Source organism: Pseudomonas shirazensis, assembly GCF_014268785.2.
Taxonomy (GTDB): domain Bacteria; phylum Pseudomonadota; class Gammaproteobacteria; order Pseudomonadales; family Pseudomonadaceae; genus Aquipseudomonas; species Aquipseudomonas shirazensis.
Genome location: NZ_JABWRD020000003.1, coordinates 514513 through 531950, shown reverse-complemented (window position 1 = coordinate 531950; position 17438 = coordinate 514513). Strand labels below are relative to the sequence as shown.

The window sequence follows — 17438 nt, the reverse complement described above, 5'->3', positions numbered from 1 at the left end:
TGCTCAGGTCCCTCGCGGTTTGACCCGCGAGGTGGCCTGCGCGATCAGCGGATCATCAGGCCAGTAGTGCTTGGGATAACGGCCTTTAAGGTCTTTCTTCACCTCGGCATAAGTCATGCGCCAAAAGTTGGCCAGATCCTGGGTCACCTGCACTGGCCGGCGTGCCGGTGACAGCAGGTGCAGCTTGACCTGCTGGCGGCCCTGGGCGATGCGTGGGGTGTCGGCCAGACCGAACAGCTCTTGCAGGCGCACCGCCAGAATCGGCGGCGTCTCGCTGTAGTCCAGACGGATGCTCGAGCCGGAGGGCACCTGCAGATGCTGCGGCGCCCACTCGTCCAGCCGCTGCGGCAGCGGCCAGGGCAGCAGGTTGCGCAGGATCGACGACAGGTCCAGTTGGGCAAAATGGCTGAGCCGCGAGACTTTGCCCAGATACGGCTGTAACCAATCTTCGAGGCTGTCGAGCAGGGCCTGCTCAGACAGATCGGGCCAGTCACTGGCGCCGTTCTGTGCCACATCAAGCTGTCGCAGCAAGGCCACCCGAGCTTGCCACTGGCGCAGCTCCGGGGTCCACGGCAGCAGGGCCAGGCTCTTGCGTCGAACCAGCCCGAGCAGCGCCTGTGCGCGGGCTTCATCGTTGAGCCCCGGCAGGGCTTCACGGCTCAGCACCAGCTCACCGACCTTGCGCTGGCGCTCGGCGCGCAGGACCTGCTCACGCTCATCCCAGTCGAGCAGGTCGAGGGTTTGCACCTGCTCGGCGAGCACGCCGTCGAATAACTCAGGGTCAAACTCGGCAGCCAAATAGATCCGCTCTTCGCGCTGGCCCTGACGGCTGCCGAGGTCGGCAATCACCAGCCACGGGCACTTCATCAGCCCATCGACCTCGGCAAACAACGCTGCGCGACCATTGGCCAGGCGGTACTCGGCACCACCGTCACGGCGCTGCTGGGCGACCCGGTCTGGATACGCCAGCGCCAGCAGTGCACCGAGCCAGCGCGAGTGCTGCGGGTCGGCGACCGGCGTCTGCGCGCTGCCACTCAGCAGGCCACGATATTGGCGCGCCAACTGGCGGGCGCGCTGCACGCCGCCTTGTGCACCGCGCACTGCTTTGCTCTGGCCGCTGAGCAGTGCCAGCCGGCTGTGCAGATCAGCGCCGCCACCGCGCTGGATGTCACGCTCGCCCAGCAGCGCGGCGACGTCACAGGCCATTTCGCTCAGGCCCAGTTGCTGACCGCGCAGCAACAGATGGGCGATCCGTGGATGCGCGGGCAGTTCGGCCATGGCCTGGCCATGACTACTCAGGTTGCTGCGGCTGGCCGGTTTGAAGGCGCCAAGCCGGGCCAGCAGGTCTTGCGACTGGGCGTAGGCAGCGGCAGGCGGCTGGTCGAGCCAGCTCAACTGGTCCGGGCTCACGCCCCAGCGCGCCAGTTGCAGCGCCAGCCCGGCCAGGTCGGCCTGGAGAATTTCTGCGGTGCCGTGGGCGGCCAGTTGTTCATGCTGCGCTTCGGACCACAGCCGGTAGCACACGCCCGGCTCCAGCCGCCCTGCCCGCCCGGCGCGCTGGGTGGCGCTGGCGCGGGAGATGCGCTGAGTGTCGAGGCGGGTCATGCCGCTGCCCGGGTCAAACCGCGGCACCCGCGCCAGGCCAGCGTCGATCACCACCCGCACGCCATCAATGGTCAGGCTGGTTTCGGCAATGTTGGTCGCCAGCACCACCTTGCGCTGGCCCTTGGCCGGCGGCTCGATGGCAGCACGCTGGGCGTTCAGGTCAAGCTCGCCGTGCAGCGGGCAGAGGATGATGTCGGAGCGCTCGCCGACGGCTTCCTGCAGGCTTTGATGGACTCGGCGGATCTCGGCCTGGCCGGGCAGAAACACCAGCAGGCTGCCGTTTTGATCGGCCAGCGCCTGCAGCACGCAGTCGACCACCCGCGGCTCGACGAACTCGCCCGGCTGCATCGGTCGGCCCCACTGGATCGTTACCGGGTGCATGCGGCCCTGGCTGCTGACCACCGGAGCGTCGTCGAGCAGGCGCGACAAGCGCTCGCCTTCGAGGGTTGCCGACATCAGCAGGATCTTCAGCGCTGGCTCGTCGCGCAGCAGCGCCCGCCCGTTGAGGGTCAGCGCCAGCGCCAGATCGGCGTCCAGTGAGCGCTCGTGAAACTCGTCGAAAATCAACAAACCAACGCCATCCAGTGCCGGGTCGGACTGCAGCCGGCGGGTCAGGATGCCTTCGGTGACCACTTCGATGCGGGTGTTCGGCCCGACCTTGCTGTCCAGCCGAATCCGATAGCCGACCGTTTCTCCAACCTGCTCGCCCAGCTCGCTGGCGAGCCGCTCGGCTGCGGCCCGTGCGGCCAGCCGGCGTGGCTCGAGCATGATGATGCGCTGGCCGGCCAGCCACGGCTCGTCGAGCAGGGCCAGCGGCACGCGGGTGGTCTTGCCGGCGCCAGGCGGCGCTTCCAGCACGGCTTCGTGGCGCACGCTGAGCGCCTGGCGCAGGGCGGGCAGTACGGCATCGATTGGTAATGAAATCATGGTGGTCCTCGAACGAGGCGCCGAGTATAACGGCGAACCGGGCGAGGCCCGATAGGTCATACTATCGGCAGCAGGCCGCTGGCCTGTTTCGTTGCGATTTTCCATCGGAGATTTACATGCGCATTCATTCCCGCGTCATCGGTGGCGCCCTGGTTGCCACCCTGCTGACTCAGCTGACGGCCTGCGGCACGTTGTTCTATCCAGATCGCCGTGGCCAGATCGAAGGCAAGGTCGACCCGGTGATCGTCGCCCTCGATGCCATCGGCATTCTGTTCTACGTGATCCCGGGCCTGATCGCCTTTGGTGTCGACTTTGCCACTGGCGCGATCTACTACCCCGGCGGCACCACCGCTCAGGTCGACCCGGCCAAGCTCAAGCCGGCGGTGAATGCCGATGGCAGCATCGACAACAGCAAGCTGCAGGCTATTCTCGAAAGCGAACTGGGCCAGCGCCTGCCGCTCAACGACCCGCGCCTGATCCAGCACCGCGGCAGCGTCGAGCAGTTGGCCAGCTACGGTCTGATCCCGGCCGCCTGACACTTCGCAGGATGCTCAACGCATGACGCCTACTGCCGAACAGCAACGCTTGCTCCGCCTGGCCACTCGCGCATCGCTGGCGGTGGCCTGCATTCTGGTGGTGAGCAAGGCGATTGCCTGGTGGCTGAGCGACTCGGTCAGCCTGCTGGCAGGGCTGACCGACTCGGCACTGGACGCGGTGGCCTCGCTGCTCAACTTGCTGGCCGTGCACTACGCCCTGCGCCCGGCCGACGACGATCACCGCTTTGGCCATGGCAAGGCGGAAGCGCTGGCCGGCATGGCCCAGGCGTTGTTCATCGGCGCCAGCGCGGTGCTGATCGGGGTGCAGGCGGTCAGTCGCCTGCAATCACCGCAACCGCTGGGCGACACGGCGGCGGGGATTGGCGTGATGCTACTGTCGCTGGTGCTGACCGTGGCTCTGCTGGCGCTGCAGCGCAAGGTGATCAAGGCCACCGGCTCGACTGCGGTGCGCGCCGATTCCCTGCATTACCGCTCCGACCTGCTGCTCAACGGTAGCATCCTGCTGGCGTTGCTGCTGGCCGGTTATGGCTGGCCGCAGTTGGACGCGCTGTTCGGCCTGGGCATTGCCTTGTATATCCTCTGGAGTGCAATGCAGATTGCACGGGAAAGCACGGCGATCCTGATGGACAAGGAGCTGCCCGGCGATGTGGCCGAGCAGATGCTGGCGCTGGTCACAGCCATCCCCGGGGTGCTCGGCGCGCATGATCTGCGTACGCGCGTGTCCGGCAGCTACTGGTTTGTGCAACTGCACCTTGAGCTGCCCGGCACGCTGTCACTGCATGATGCCCACGCGCTGTGCGTGCAGGCCTCGGCAGTGATCCGCGAGCGCTACCCACAGGCGGATGTGATGGTGCATGCTGACCCGCTGTGATGTCAGTCAGGAAGCCGGGTGGCGCTCTGCGCCCCTTTCGCGACACAAGGCCGCTCCTTGTATCTCGACTTTCGCTTCCAAAGAAGCGAAAGTTCTCGACTGATCATCGAGGGAAGGTCATGAAGCCGAGCCGCTCCTAGGGCATCGAGCCCGCATTGTAGATGGTGCTCTGACCTTCCAACCCCACTCGACAAGTCCGAACGGTATCTAGTGCCCGCCTCCGGCGTGAGCACGCATTCACAAGGTAGAACAGAGTGCTGGGTGATCGACTTTCGTAGTTTGAAGGAGAGGATCATGTCCATTTTTGTTGGCGTTGATGTTGCCAAAAGATCTTTCGACATTGCCACCACGTTGACCAACGGGAAGAAGCGCACCAAGGCAAAGCTTCCCAATGATTCCGCAGGGTTTGCCCAGTTCAGCGACTGGCTTGAGCGTCACGCAGGACCCGGAACCTGGATTGTCATGGAGGCCACGGGCACCTATCACGAAGCGCTTGCCGAGCACTGCCACGACCAAGGCTATCGGGTGTGCATTCTGAACCCGGCGGTGATTGCGAAATTCGCTGATGTGGAGCTTCGCCGCGTCAAAACCGATAGGGCTGACGCGAAGGTAATTGCTGCCTACAGCCAACAGAACGCCGACTCGCTTCGCCAGTGGGAGCCTGAGCCGCCAGCACAGCGCCGCTTGCGTGCTCTGGTGCGCCGACTGGACGACCTCAAGGAAATGCGCCAGATGGAGCAGAATCGCTTGGATGTCGCACAAGATGCGGTGAAGCAATCGATTCAAGACGTGATCGGGCACATCATCAAAGAGCTGGAAAAGACCAGAAAAGCCATTGAGCAGACGATCGATGACGATCCAGATCTGCGCGGGCGGCGCGACCTGATTACCTCGATCGACGGTCTGGGCGAGACCACCGCCGCGTTGCTGTTGGCCGAGCTGGGCGATCCCCTGAAATACCAAAGCCCATCTGCAATTGTCGCCTTCTCAGGCCTGAACCCCGTGATGCAACAGTCGGGCGAGTTCACAGGCCAGAGCACCATTTCGCGCACAGGCGCCTCAAGGTTGCGAGCGCGCCTGTGGATGTCGGGCACCGTCTCGATCAGGCATAACCCAGTCGTAAAGGCACTGGCAGAGCGTTTGAGCAGCCGGCACAAGGCCTACAAGCAGATCGTGTGTGCGGCAATGCGCAAGCTGCTGCATCTGGTTTACGGGGTGGTGAAGTCGGGCAAACCGTTTGACCCCCAAATCGCCCTTGCGGGGTGAGGGTCAAGACGGTATCTACAGGGTGAGCTCAACTGTAGCGGCCTTGCCGGGACGCCGGACCGGTCGGAAAGGGCTGCAAAGCAGCCCCGACATACTCGAACCAGACAAAAAAATCAGAAACGAGCGCTATCAGTTGATGCTGTACCCACGCCCACTCAAACACGCCCCCAGCGAGCGCCGATACAGGTCGGCGACATTTGCCGCCGGCGCATAGCTGGCCTGGGCCGGATCGAAGCCGGACTGCTCGACAGCCCAGCGATGGCACTGATAGCGGTCCTGATCCTGCTGCTGTTGGTTTTGCCCGTAGCTTGGGTAAGCGACCACGTCATAACCACTGCTGGCCTGCAACGGTGGCACAGGCTGGCTGACCGGTGGATTCACCACCATGTACTCACGGCTGTCGGCCAGGTATTGGTAGTAGGTGTCAGCAACCAGAAAGAACAGCACGCCGCCGCGCCAGACTTCTCGCGCATACGGCGGCAGGTAGCCGACACGCACGCCATAAGGCGGGCGCACCACCACGTAGCGCGGTCCCTGCGGCTGATACCAGTAGCCACCAGAGTAGAAATAATCGCGGCCGCGATAGGGCACTTTCCAGTGCTGCTCAGGGAAGCGGTCGATTGCCTGCCCAGGATGGTATTGCGGGCCGGGTCCCCAACCGTTGCCGTGGCCATCGGGGCGCCCTGACCAGTTGTCGCCGGGGCCGCCCGCCTGCCAATGGCGGTTGTCGGGGCCGCGGCGCGGTATGTCTTGGTAATAACCTTGCCGGGGTGGCTGGGTCTGGCGCACTTCATCGCGGGAGGTCAATGACGAGCCGGAACTACCGCCGCCATTCGGCTCTTGCGGCCCACGGCCATCGCCCGGCGCCTGCGCCAGCACCGCGGCGCTGATAACCATTGCCAGCACACTTACCCCTGCCAACTGCCAGCCGCGCGACCTCATGGTATTCCTCTCGACAAGTAAAACCGCAACTGCCGCCAGTTTACCGCGCAGCATGCGTGGGCAGATGAAAATCCAGCCATAAAAAAGGGAGGCCAAGTGGCCTCCCTTTGCAATTGTCGTCCATGCTCGGCACTTGTGGCGCCGGCTCACCTCACCCCGTCTGGTAGACAGTGCGTAGCCCGGGGGCCGGCTGATCGTGTTGATCGCGGGCCGCGAGCGGCCTCCTGGGCCGGTCGCCGTGGACTGATGTCCGGGCAGTGATTCTGTTGATAAAGATACCGGCCAGAGCCCGGCACAGGATTGCGAAGATTGCTCAGATAAATAGCACTTGCGCAATTTTTAACCCTGGATTGATAATTCGCCGCAATCCGAACAGAAAAGGCCCCTTTCATGAGCAAGCTCGACCGCTACGACCTGAGCATCCTTGCCGAATTGCAGCGCGATGCGCGCATCTCCAACCAGGAACTGGCCGAACGCATCGGCCTGTCGCCCTCGCCGTGCTCGCGTCGGGTCAAGCAACTGGAAGACGACGGCTACATCTCGCGCCAGGTTGCACTGCTGGACCGCAAGAAGCTCGGCCTGAGCCTGACCGCGTATGTTCTGATCGGCATGGACCGGCACACCCCGGAGCGCTTCGAGACGTTTGAAGCCGCCGTGCGCGGCCTGCCGCAGGTGCTCGAATGCAGCCTGGTGACCGGTATGGACGCTGACTATCAACTTAAAGTGGTGGTGCCGGACATGGACCATTACCAGAAACTGCTACTGGGCAGCCTGACCCGCATCGAAGGCGTTACCAGCGTACGTTCCAGCTTCGTGCTCAATCAGGTACTGGCCAGCACCGAGCTGCCATTGACCCACCTGCGTTAACAGCTGAGGGGCCCGGGCGTATACTCAGCCGCTTGAGCCTGCCTGGAGCGCACAGATGGATCCTGAAAAATTCGAAGAATGGATGATGATCATCCTGGTGACCATTCTCATCGGTTTCATGGGATTCATCGTCTGGGACCTGGCAAAAAAATCCAAGGCAGGCCGCTTCGGCACGCTGATCCTGTTCTTCGTGCTCGGCCTGGGCGTGCTCGCGTTCATCATCAAGAGCGTGGTGGTGGGAATGATCGAGGGCGTCTGACGCACACGCCCTGCTCATCTACAGCTTGGGCTGTGCGTCGCGCCAGCAGCCCTGATCCAACCCGTCCAGGGTCCAGTCGCCGATCTTCACCCGTACCAGACGCAAAGTCGGCAAGCCGACCGCAGCGGTCATGCGGCGCACCTGACGGTTGCGCCCTTCACGAATCACCAGCTCCAGCCAGGCCGTCGGAACGCTCTTGCGAAAGCGCACCGGCGGCTCGCGTGGCCACAACTGCGGCTCGGCCAACAGCCGCGCCTCGGCCGGCAAGGTCATGCCGTCGTTAAGCTCGACGCCCTGGCACAAGCGCTGCAATTGCTCCTCGCTCGGCTCGCCTTCAACCTGGACCCAGTAGGTCTTGGCCAGCTTGTGCTTGGGGTCGGCAATCCGCGCTTGCAGGCGACCGTCGTTGGTCAGCAACAGCAAGCCCTCGCTGTCGCGATCCAGACGCCCGGCGGGATAGATCCCAGGGATATCGATGAAATCCTTGAGGGTCGCGCGGCCGTCGCCGTCACTGAACTGGGTCAGCACGTCGAACGGCTTGTTGAACAGCACCAGACGCGGCTCGGCCGGTGGCGCCTTGGCCGGCCGGCGGGGGCCGGCAGGCCGCGGCGCTGGGGTGCGGCGCGGCTTGGAACGGGGTGGCAGGGGCATGGATCCTCAGCGGAACGGCGGCTCATCGAAGCTGCGCAGTTTACGCGAGTGCAACGAATTGAGCTCGGTACGCAGCAGATCCAGCGCGGCGATGCCGATTTTCAAGTGCTGGCTGACCGCGCGGTTGTAGAACGCATTGGCCGAACCTGGCAGCTTGATCTCGCTGTGCAGAGGTTTGTCCGACACACACAGCAAGGTCCCGTATGGCACCCGTAGGCGATAACCCTGGGCGGCGATGGTGCCACTTTCCATGTCGACCGCAACCGCCCGCGAGAGGTTGATCAGCGGCCGTTCCTGGGCCCAGCGCAGCTCCCAGTTGCGGTCGTCGTAGGTCAGCACGGTACCGGTGCGCAGGCGTTTTTTCAGCTCGTCGCCGCGCTCGCCGGTGACTTGCGCCGCTGCTTCCTGCAACGCCATCTGCACCTCGGCCAGGGCCGGGATAGGAATGTTCGGCGGCACCACTCGATCTAGAATGCCGTCGCGGCGCATGTAGGCGTGGGCCAGCACGTAATCGCCGATGGTCTGCGACTGACGCAGGCCGCCACAGTGGCCGATCATCAGCCAGCAATGCGGGCGCAGCACGGCCAGGTGGTCGGTGATGTTCTTGGCGTTGGACGGGCCGACGCCGATGTTGACCAGGGTCACACCGTCGCCATCGGCGGCGATCAGGTGATAGGCCGGCATCTGGAAGCGGTGCCAGACCACGCTGGCCACCAGCGCCTGGGTCTCACCTTCGTTCAGGCCTTTTTCAATGACCACGTTGCCGGGCAAGACCATGCGCACAAAGCGCGGGTCGTCACGCAACTGCTCAAGGCCATGGGCGATGAACTGGTCAACGTAGCGGTGGTAGTTGGTCAGCAGGATCCATGGCTGCACATGGCGCCAGTCGCTGCCGGTGTAGTGCACCAGGCGGCGCAGCGAGAAGTCCACGCGGGCGGCGTCGAACAGCGCCAGCGGCAGATTGTCGGCATTGCTCCAGTCCCACAGGCCGTCGGCGATATCGTCGGTGGCAGCCGACAGGTCGGTGCTTGGGAACACCCGCGCCAGAGCGGCGGCGGTGATGCCGGTGCCGGCCAGTTCATCGCCCTGCTCGACCACGTACGGGTAGGGGATGTTCTGCTCGCTGACGCCGACTTCCACGGTCACCGTGTAGTCGTGCATCAGGGGCCGCAACTGGTCGAGCAGGTAACCGCGGAAGGCTTCAGGCTGGGTCACGGTGACGCTGTAGGTGCCAGCGACCTGGACCTTGCCATAGGCACGGGTGGTGGCCGCGACTTCGCCGTTGCTGTAGTAGGTCAGGCGCAAGGCTGGGTAGCGGTACAGGGCGCGCTCTTCGGCGTCCGGTTCGGTGCGGTCCTTGAGGTAACGCTTGAGGGCCTGACTCAGGGCACCGGTGGCCTGTTCATGCAGGGCCGCCAGACGGTCGACGGCCTGTTCGGGGGTATCAACGACTACAAACGCTTGGCTCACGCTGGGCTTCCTGTTTTCTGTCATGCGTGCAGCCATCTTGCCTTGCTTCGGTAGCAAATACACCCCTGCGGATGCATTAGCCTCAGCACGGCCACGGCGGCGTCGCCCGCGCGACCAGCGCCTGCACGTCGACACCGCGCGGCAAGGCGCCGTAGACCCTGCCCGAGCCGTCCAGGCGGCTGGCGATGAAGCCATCGCTGACCTGCGCATTGCCCGCTTCGAGGAGCAATTTGGCCTGCACCGCCAGGGCGATATCTTCGCTCAGCTGGCGGGCGCGGTACTGGATGTCACTGGTGTCGGCCAAGGCGGTCTTGAGCCTGGCAATATGCGCCGCCAGCCGCGGTTCGCCGTGGCCATCGCCCAGCTCGGCGAACAAGGCGTCCTGAATACCGATCTCCTTGCTCAGTGCACGCAGCACATCCAGACACTGCACATTACCCGAGCCTTCCCAGGTCGAGTTGACCGGCGCCTCGCGGTACAGCCGCGGCAGGATGCTGTCTTCGACGTAGCCCGCGCCGCCCATGCACTCCGCTGCTTCGTTGATCATCGCCGGGGCGCGCTTGCAGATCCAATACTTGCCCACCGCAGTCATCAGCCGGGCGAAATGCGCCTGCTGCGGATCTTCGAGCTGATCCAATGCCTGGCCCATGCGCAGGCTCAGCGCCAGCGCGGCCTCGCTTTCCAGGGCGAGGTCAGCGAGCACGTTCTGCATCAAGGGTTGCTCGGCCAGTAGGCGCCCACTGACCTGGCGATGGGCGCAGTGGTGTGCGGCCTGGGTCAGCGCCTGGCGCATCAGCGCGCTGGAGCCGACCATGCAGTCGAAGCGGGTCATCGCCACCATTTCGATGATGGTCGGCACGCCGCGGCCCTCTTCGCCGATCATCCACGCCAGGGCGCCGCGCAATTCGATTTCGCTGGAGGCATTGGAGCAGTTGCCCAGTTTGTTTTTCAGGCGCTGGATATAGAACTGGTTGCGGCTGTCATCGGGGCGATGGCGCGGCAGCAAAAAGCAGCTCAAGCCTTTGTCGGTCTGCGCCAGGGTCAGAAACGCATCGCACATCGGCGCCGAGCAGAACCACTTGTGCCCAACCAGCTCGTACGCCTGGCCGGGGCCACCGGCACCGACCGGATAGGCCCGCGTGGTGTTGGCGCGCACGTCGGTGCCGCCCTGTTTTTCGGTCATGGCCATGCCGAGGGTGACACCGGCCTTGTGCCGCTCGCCAACATTGCGCGGGTCGTAGTCGCGGGCCAGCAGCTTGGGCAGCCAGTACTCGGCAAGCTCCGGCTGCACGCGCAGCGCAGGGACCGCGGCAAAGGTCATGGTCAGTGGGCAGCCGGTGCCAGCTTCAGCTTGCGAGTGCAGATAGGTCAGCCCCGCGCGGGCAACATGCGCACCAGGCTGCGGCGCGGCCCAGGGCAAGGATGGCAAGCCATGCTCGACAGCAGTGCGCATCAACTGGTGATAGGCCGGATGGAATTCGACCAGGTCGATGCGATGGCCATAGCGGTCGTGGCTGTGGAACTCGGGCTTGTGCGCGTTGGCCAGAAACCCCGCCGCCATCAGCGGCCCACCGGCCAGCGCGCCATAGCTGTCCAGCTGCGCCTGCGCCCAGCCGGCGCCAAAGCGCTGCGACCATTGCTGCAAGGGCAGATCGAGCCGGTACAGGTTGGCGCCATCCAATGAAGGCGGCTGGTTGCTGACCTGGTGAGTCTCGGCGTACTGGTGCAGGTTCATGGGCGCGCTCCTGGAGCCGTGCTGGCCTTGGACTGCCAGTGAAGCACCGTTGCGCGGTCAGTCAAAGTGACGAATCGGCCTATCGCGGCGGCGCTTTACGACAGCGCCGTGCACTCAGAACCTGGCAACGCGGCCCGGCGGCGCCTGTACCTGGGCCGCGCTCAGGTTCAGGGTCAGCTCGAAACGGCTGCCAAGCCCGCGGGTCGATTCATGCGACAGGCTCGCTTCAAGCAACTCGCCCAACTGCCGGCAGATCGACAGGCCGATGCCCAGCCCGCCATAGCGCCGGGTCATTGAGCCATCGACCTGGAAGAAGCGCTGATAAAGCGTGGCCTGATCAAGGTCATCAAAACCAATGCCGCTGTCACTGACGATAAACGACAGCGCCAGGCTGTGCGGGCCAACCCGGCGGCCACGGACCTTGATCATCACCCCACCCTGCTCGGTGAACTTCAAGCCGTTGTCGACCAGGCAACGCAGGCAGCGCATCAGTTTTGGCGCATCGCCGACCAGCTCGTCGGGCAGGTCGGCCGGGATATCCAAACTCAGGTACAGGCCTTTGCTCAAGGCCAGCCCGGCAAAGCTGGCGCGCAGTTCCTGCAACTCGCGGCGCAGGTTGAACGACAACGGATGCGCACGCAGCCGGCCCGCCTGCAGTTCGGTCAGGATGAGGATGTCGTCGACCATCACCATCATGTCCTGGGCGGAGCGTGTGGCAGTGTGTTGGTACTGGCTGAGTTCGCTGTCCATCGGCAGGGTCTGCATCAGTTGCAGCGAGCCGATCACGCCGTTCATCGGCGTGCGCAACTCATGGGTCACGGTCGACAGGAACTCGTCCTTCAAACGGTTGCTGCGGGCCAGTTGCTGGTTGAGCTGCTCCAGGGTCTGGCCGGTATCGCGCAGGGTCTGCGCCTGCTGCTCGCGCAAGCTGTTGATGCGATCGGCGAGAGCCAGCGACAGCAAGGCGACTTCCAGCGCGGAGCCGAGCTGGCTGGCGTACATGGTGATGAACACGTTGGGCAGATAGCCCAGCACCATCAAGGTATTCACCAGCCCGCCGAGCAAAAACGCTGACCAGGCGATGATGAACCAGCGCGCCACCCGCAGCCCGCGCCACCAGGCATACAGCCCGGCGCTGAAGATACTCACGGTGAACAGCAGCGCCAGCACCGTAGCCATGCGCAGAGCCACGCCGTAGCGCAGGGTCACCGCCAGCACCATGACCAGCGCGCCGCCGAGCATCAGCACTTGCAGCAGCCGGTCGAAGCCGCGGCTGAGCAAGCCCATCTGCAGGAAGTGGCGGGCAAACTGGCAGCCGAACAAGCCGGCGGCACCGATGAACAGCGGGGTCGCGGCGTTTGCCCACCATGGGCTGTCCGGCCAGAAATACGCCACTCCGGCGCCGTTGACCGACACCTGGTACAAGCCGAACGAGGCTATATAGAAGATGTAATAGAGGTAGCTGACGTCGCGCACACTGATGTAGATGAACAGGTTGTACACCAGCATCACCAGCAACACGCCGTAGATCATTCCCAGCACATACAGGCGGGTAGGCTGATCTTCCATGTAGGCATTCACCGACCATAGCGTCAGCGGCGCCTGAACCGAGCCTTCGCTCTGCAGGCGCAGATACACCGTGGTCGGCTGGCCGGGCTGCAGCGGTAGTTCGAACAGGTAGTTGTTCTGCTGGATCTGCCGGCTGGCATACGGCAGGGCATCACCGGTGCGCTGCGCCAGCTTGAAATGGCCGCGGGCGTCGGCCAGGTACAGCTCGAGGTGATCGAGCGGCGGGTAGGCGAGTTCCAGCAGCCATTGCCGGGCGGCCTGGCTGGCCGGCGCGACGTAGCGCAGATCAAGGCGCAGCCAGAACACCGAGTTGGAATAACCGGCGTTGAGCACGTCTTCTTTATGGGTGACAAAACGCTCGGCAAATTCCGCCGAGCTGACCTCGGCAATGGTCGCACTGGCCGTGCGGTCCTCATACACCTGCATGATTTTGCCTAGCGGCAGACGCCGGGTCGCGTCGTCAAAATCCACAGCTGCGGCGAGCACGGGCAAGCAGCCCAGCAAGATGATCAGCAAATAGCGCATTACAGCCCCAGCATGGCCCTTTCGGTTGCGTCGCGTTGGCCCCCCTTTCCCTTTGAGGCGACGTAATCCGGTAGAGCCCGTTATCGAATTATTTGTGCACTCTAGCATAGCCATCAGTGATGGCCATCAAGTCCGCATGATTTTGACTGAACGGCTCTAGCACGCAAGTTACAGGCGAAATAACCGTCCCATCCCGAGCAACGCCCTGCACTATCGACACGCGGGGCGCTTCGCCGAAATAGGTTTGGTGGTAAGCTCGCCGACCATGAATATCTACAGCTCCCGCCCCGTTGTCCTCTGTCTCTCCGGCCACGACCCCAGTGGCGGCGCCGGCCTGCAGGCAGATATCGAAGCCCTGATCGCCCAAGGCTGTCACGCCGCGCCCGCCGTGACCGCTCTGACCGTGCAGGATACCGTCAATGTCTCCGACTTCCGCGTGCTCGACCGCGAGTGGGTGCTGGCCCAGGCCAACGCCGTGCTCAACGACTCGCAGGTGGCGGCGGTGAAGCTGGGCATGCTCGGCTCGATCGAAATGGTCGACACCGTAGCCGAGCTGCTGGCCGCGCACCCGCACCTGCCGCTGGTCTGTGACCCGGTACTGCGCGCTGGCGGCGGTGGTCGGCTGGGCAAGGATGAAGTCGGCTATGCCGTGCGCGAACGGCTGTTGCCGCTGGCGACCATCGCCACGCCCAACCTGCCCGAGGCACGTATTCTCGCCGAGCTGCCCGAAGGCAGTGCCGACGAGTGCGCAGCCAAGCTGCTGCCGTTCTGCAAAAACCTGTTGATTACCGGCGGCCACGGTGACGAAGACGCCATTCATAACCGCCTGTACAGCCGCGATGGCAGCAGCCAGACCTGGCTCTGCCAGCGCTTGCCGGGCAGCTATCACGGTTCCGGTTGCACCTTGGCCAGCGCCCTGGCCGGTCGCCTGGCCCTTGGCGAAGAACTGCAAAGCGCCGTGCGCAGCGCCCTCGACTACACCTGGCGGACTCTGCGCGACGCCGAACAACTGGGCCGTGGCCAATTCGTGCCGCGCCGCCTGCCGCTGGATTTCTGTTCCTGAGCTACGCACACGAGGCCTGACATGAAGCTACGCGGTCTGTACGCGATCACCGACAGCCAGCTGCTCGCTGGCCGCTTTGAATCCCATGTAGAAGCGGCGCTGGCCGGCGGTGTGCGCCTGCTGCAGTACCGCGACAAGAGCGACGATGCGGCCAAGCGCCTGCGCGAAGCCGAAGCCTTGAAGGTGCTCTGCGAGCGTTACGGCACCCAACTGATCATCAACGACGACGCCGAGCTGGCCGCGCGCCTGGGCGTCGGCGTGCACCTGGGCCAGACCGACGGCCCGCTGACACCTGCCAGAGCCTTGCTCGGGCGCAATGCAATCATCGGCTCGACCTGTCACGCTCAAGTCGAGCTGGCCGAGCAGGCCGCCCGTGAAGGCGCCAACTATGTCGCTTTCGGGCGCTTTTTCAACTCCGTGACCAAACCCGGCGCGCCGGCTGCCAGCCTGGAGTTGCTGGCCCAGGCCCGCGCCACGGTGAAGCTGCCGATCGCCGTGATCGGCGGCGTCACCCTCGACAACGCCCCGGCATTGATCGACCACGGCGCCAACCTGCTGGCCGTCATTCATGGCCTGTTTGCGGCTGACGACGCCCACGAAGTCACCCGCCGGGCCCGCGCGTTCAACGCGCTGTTCGCTTCCTGAATTCGAGAGAAAACCATGTCCCGTTCCGAACTCCTTTTTGCCCAGGCCCAGAAGCACATCCCCGGTGGCGTCAACTCGCCGGTGCGTGCCTTCAAGAGCGTCGGCGGCACGCCGCTGTTCTTCAAGCACGCCCAGGGCGCCTACGTCATCGATGAAGACGACAAGCGCTACGTCGACTATGTCGGCTCGTGGGGGCCGATGATTCTCGGCCACAGCCACCCGGACGTGCTCGACTCGGTGCGCAAGCAGCTCGAGCATGGCTTGTCGTACGGCGCGCCGACCGCGATGGAAACCGAGATGGCCGACCTGGTCTGCTCGCTGGTGCCGTCGATGGAGATGGTGCGTATGGTCAGCTCCGGCACCGAAGCGACCATGAGCGCCATTCGCCTGGCCCGTGGCTACACCGGCCGCGACGCTATCATCAAGTTCGAAGGCTGCTACCACGGCCACTCCGACAGCCTGCTGGTCAAAGCCGGCTCCGGCCTGCTGACCCAGGGCGTGCCGAGTTCGGCCGGGGTCCCGGCAGACTTTGCCAAGCACACCCTGACCCTGCCGTTCAACGACCTCGCCGAAGTCGAAAAGACCCTCGCCGAAGTCGGCCAGAGCGTCGCCTGTATCATCGTCGAGCCGGTTGCCGGCAACATGAACTGCGTACCGCCGGCGCCGGGCTTTCTCGAAGGCCTTCGCGAGCAGTGCGACAAGCATGGCGTGGTGTTGATCTTCGACGAAGTGATGACTGGCTTCCGGGTATCGCTGGGCGGCGCCCAGGGTCATTACGGCATCACCCCGGACCTGTCTACCTTCGGCAAGATCGTCGGTGGCGGCATGCCGGTCGGCTGCTTCGGCGGCAAGCGCGCGATCATGGAATGCATCGCCCCGCTCGGCCCGGTGTACCAGGCCGGTACCCTGTCGGGTAACCCACTGGCCATGGCCGCCGGCCTGACTACCCTCAAGCTGATCAGCCGTCCGGGCTTCCACGATGAGCTGAGCCGCTTCACCAGCAACCTGCTCGACGGCCTGCAACAGCGCGCCGATGCTGCGGGCGTGCCGTTTGTCACCACTCAAGCGGGTGGTATGTTTGGCCTGTATTTCACCGGCGCGGACGATATCGTCACCTTCGACGACGTCATGGCCAGCGACACCGAGCGCTTCAAGCGCTTCTTCCACCTGATGTTGGAAGGCGGTGTGTACCTGGCGCCAAGCGCGTATGAGGCTGGTTTCACCTCGATCGTGCATGGCGATACCGAGCTGAAAATCACTTTGGATGCGGCCGAGCGGGCGCTTGCCAAACTGAAGTAAATCAGCGCGGCTGAGGGCCTATTCGCGGCAGTCCGGCGCGAATAGGCCCCCGCAGCCCCACCTTCAACAGAAAATCGAGTAAAACTTTGTAAGGTTGGCGCTGCTTATCCCATAATGTGCCACCAGAGACATCGGACAGCTTGCAGAGGTAAGTCGATCCCCATGAACCGCACCGGCCGCGCCCTGACCCTGGGCTGCCTGTTGCTCCTTCAGCCCCTGCTGGCCTTGGCAGAGGGCGGCAACTCGTTGCTGATTCCAGCGACGGGCCGCTGCACTCTCAACGTTCAGCCAGAGGACCTGCAGAACGCCCTCAAGACGTGCGAGCACACTGCCGAGTCTGGGGATGCCCAGGCGCAGTACGAGCTGGGCGAGTTCTACTACAGCGATAACGGCGAGCAAGCCGCACGCGACCTCAACAAAGCCCTCAACTGGTTCCAGCAAGCCTCGTTGCAAGGCCATGCTCAGGCCCAGTATCGGCTTGGCTCGATGTTCTTCCATGGTGAAGGGGTCAAGGCCAACAACGTCCAAGCGTACATTCTGCTGAAGATGGCCGCGGTCAACGGTGCCGAGGATGCCCTCGACCTGGCTGACGAAGTCACCGAGCAGATGCCCCGCGACGAACTCGAGCACGCCACCCAGGTGCTCGGCCAGATATTCCGCAAATACCTGCTCGAACTGCAGAACGCCGAGGGCCGCAGCCCTTTCGCCCCGCTGCCGTAAGGATTATTTGGTAGGCATCGGCATCGGGAACGGCATCACGTTGCCGGTGATCTTGGCTTCGCTGATCTTCGCCGTACCCAACCGCTCGACTTCATCGATGCGCACGATCGAGTGCATAGGCACGAAGCTGCGGATCACTCCCTCAAACTGCGCCTTGAGCTTTTCTTCGCTCGGATCGACCACCACCTGGGTGCGCTCGCCGAAGACGAACTCTTCGATTTCGAGAAAACCCCAGAGGTCGCTCTGGAAGATCTGCTTGGCATACATTTCGAAGACCTGCCCCTGATTGAGGAAGATCACTTTGTAGATCGCGGGTTCGCTTTTGCTCATGATCGGCGTATAGGCACACTGGTCTGAAAATGGCCCGCATCATAGCAGAGCCCGGCCCATTGCGAGGCCTCACAAGGCACCGAAGGCGGGTCAATTGGTCGGCAAAAGCGCCAGCACCGACCCTTGATCGTTTCAGT

The 17438-nt window shown here is 64.0% G+C and carries 16 protein-coding genes; 9 read left to right on the top strand and 7 right to left on the bottom strand.

The features are described 5' to 3' along the window. Positions 1 to 3: 3 nt before the first annotated feature. The gene (hrpB, locus tag HU736_RS18460) at positions 4 to 2532 is read right to left on the bottom strand and encodes an ATP-dependent helicase HrpB (RefSeq protein WP_186701669.1); all 2529 of its coding nucleotides are present in this window, start codon (positions 2530 to 2532) and stop codon (positions 4 to 6) included. A 116-nt stretch (positions 2533 to 2648) separates the two neighbouring features. Between hrpB and pmcY the strand changes: the two genes are divergently transcribed. The 3 genes from pmcY (at position 2649) to HU736_RS18445 (ending at position 5226) form a co-directional block, all read left to right on the top strand. Next, positions 2649 to 3068: a periplasmic Zn2+ metallochaperone PmcY gene (pmcY, locus tag HU736_RS18455; protein WP_101322234.1), complete on the top strand. Its 420-nt coding sequence runs from the start codon at positions 2649 to 2651 to the stop codon at positions 3066 to 3068. A gap of 22 nt (positions 3069 to 3090) precedes the next feature. Beyond that, positions 3091 to 3960, top strand: a complete 870-nt coding sequence (locus HU736_RS18450) for a cation diffusion facilitator family transporter (protein WP_186701670.1) — start codon at positions 3091 to 3093, stop codon at positions 3958 to 3960. A 294-nt stretch (positions 3961 to 4254) separates the two neighbouring features. Next, the gene (locus HU736_RS18445; RefSeq protein WP_217862394.1) at positions 4255 to 5226 is read left to right on the top strand and encodes an IS110 family RNA-guided transposase; all 972 of its coding nucleotides are present in this window, start codon (positions 4255 to 4257) and stop codon (positions 5224 to 5226) included. A 129-nt stretch (positions 5227 to 5355) separates the two neighbouring features. Here HU736_RS18445 and HU736_RS18440 read toward each other — a convergent pair whose 3' ends face one another. After that, a complete protein-coding gene (locus HU736_RS18440; protein WP_186701561.1) occupies positions 5356 to 6168 on the bottom strand; it encodes a DUF6515 family protein in 813 nt (270 codons plus the stop codon). 390 nt (positions 6169 to 6558) lie between these two features. On the opposite strand from HU736_RS18440, the gene HU736_RS18435 reads away from it, so the two are divergent. Together HU736_RS18435 and HU736_RS18430 are read left to right on the top strand one after the other, a co-directional pair. After that, positions 6559 to 7035, top strand: coding sequence for an Lrp/AsnC family transcriptional regulator (locus HU736_RS18435; protein WP_186701560.1), 477 nt, complete (start codon positions 6559 to 6561; stop codon positions 7033 to 7035). A 55-nt stretch (positions 7036 to 7090) separates the two neighbouring features. Next, positions 7091 to 7294 carry a DUF2788 domain-containing protein gene (locus HU736_RS18430; RefSeq protein WP_101322238.1) on the top strand — a complete coding sequence of 68 codons (204 nt, stop codon included), beginning with the start codon at positions 7091 to 7093 and terminating at the stop codon, positions 7292 to 7294. 18 nt (positions 7295 to 7312) lie between these two features. Here the strand turns inward: HU736_RS18430 and HU736_RS18425 are convergent, their stop codons facing one another. The 4 genes from HU736_RS18425 to HU736_RS18410 all read right to left on the bottom strand — a co-directional run bounded on the left by HU736_RS18425 (position 7313) and on the right by HU736_RS18410 (position 13244). Further along, on the bottom strand, positions 7313 to 7945 hold the full coding sequence (locus HU736_RS18425; protein WP_103435093.1) for a pseudouridine synthase: 633 nt from the start codon (positions 7943 to 7945) through the stop codon (positions 7313 to 7315). 6 nt (positions 7946 to 7951) lie between these two features. Next, positions 7952 to 9439 carry an AMP nucleosidase gene (gene amn, locus HU736_RS18420; protein ID WP_181003751.1) on the bottom strand — a complete coding sequence of 496 codons (1488 nt, stop codon included), beginning with the start codon at positions 9437 to 9439 and terminating at the stop codon, positions 7952 to 7954. 58 nt (positions 9440 to 9497) lie between these two features. Next, a complete protein-coding gene (locus HU736_RS18415) occupies positions 9498 to 11150 on the bottom strand; it encodes an acyl-CoA dehydrogenase family protein (RefSeq protein WP_186701559.1) in 1653 nt (550 codons plus the stop codon). A gap of 114 nt (positions 11151 to 11264) precedes the next feature. Beyond that, positions 11265 to 13244 carry a sensor histidine kinase gene (locus HU736_RS18410; protein ID WP_103435096.1) on the bottom strand — a complete coding sequence of 660 codons (1980 nt, stop codon included), beginning with the start codon at positions 13242 to 13244 and terminating at the stop codon, positions 11265 to 11267. Between the two features lie 265 nt (positions 13245 to 13509). Between HU736_RS18410 and HU736_RS18405 the strand changes: the two genes are divergently transcribed. The 4 genes from HU736_RS18405 to HU736_RS18390 all read left to right on the top strand — a co-directional run bounded on the left by HU736_RS18405 (position 13510) and on the right by HU736_RS18390 (position 16971). Continuing rightward, complete coding sequence (locus HU736_RS18405) at positions 13510 to 14307, top strand: hydroxymethylpyrimidine/phosphomethylpyrimidine kinase (protein WP_150570966.1); 798 nt, start codon at positions 13510 to 13512, stop codon at positions 14305 to 14307. A 21-nt stretch (positions 14308 to 14328) separates the two neighbouring features. Then, positions 14329 to 14952 (top strand): thiamine phosphate synthase, encoded by a 624-nt coding sequence (gene thiE, locus HU736_RS18400; RefSeq protein WP_186701558.1) that lies wholly within the window; start codon positions 14329 to 14331, stop codon positions 14950 to 14952. A gap of 15 nt (positions 14953 to 14967) precedes the next feature. Further along, complete coding sequence (gene hemL / locus HU736_RS18395; RefSeq protein WP_186701557.1) at positions 14968 to 16251, top strand: glutamate-1-semialdehyde 2,1-aminomutase; 1284 nt, start codon at positions 14968 to 14970, stop codon at positions 16249 to 16251. A 162-nt stretch (positions 16252 to 16413) separates the two neighbouring features. Next, the gene (locus HU736_RS18390; RefSeq protein ID WP_186701556.1) at positions 16414 to 16971 is read left to right on the top strand and encodes a tetratricopeptide repeat protein; all 558 of its coding nucleotides are present in this window, start codon (positions 16414 to 16416) and stop codon (positions 16969 to 16971) included. 3 nt (positions 16972 to 16974) lie between these two features. Here HU736_RS18390 and HU736_RS18385 read toward each other — a convergent pair whose 3' ends face one another. Continuing rightward, positions 16975 to 17301, bottom strand: coding sequence for a DUF1820 family protein (locus HU736_RS18385; protein ID WP_186701555.1), 327 nt, complete (start codon positions 17299 to 17301; stop codon positions 16975 to 16977). Positions 17302 to 17438: the final 137 nt, after the last annotated feature.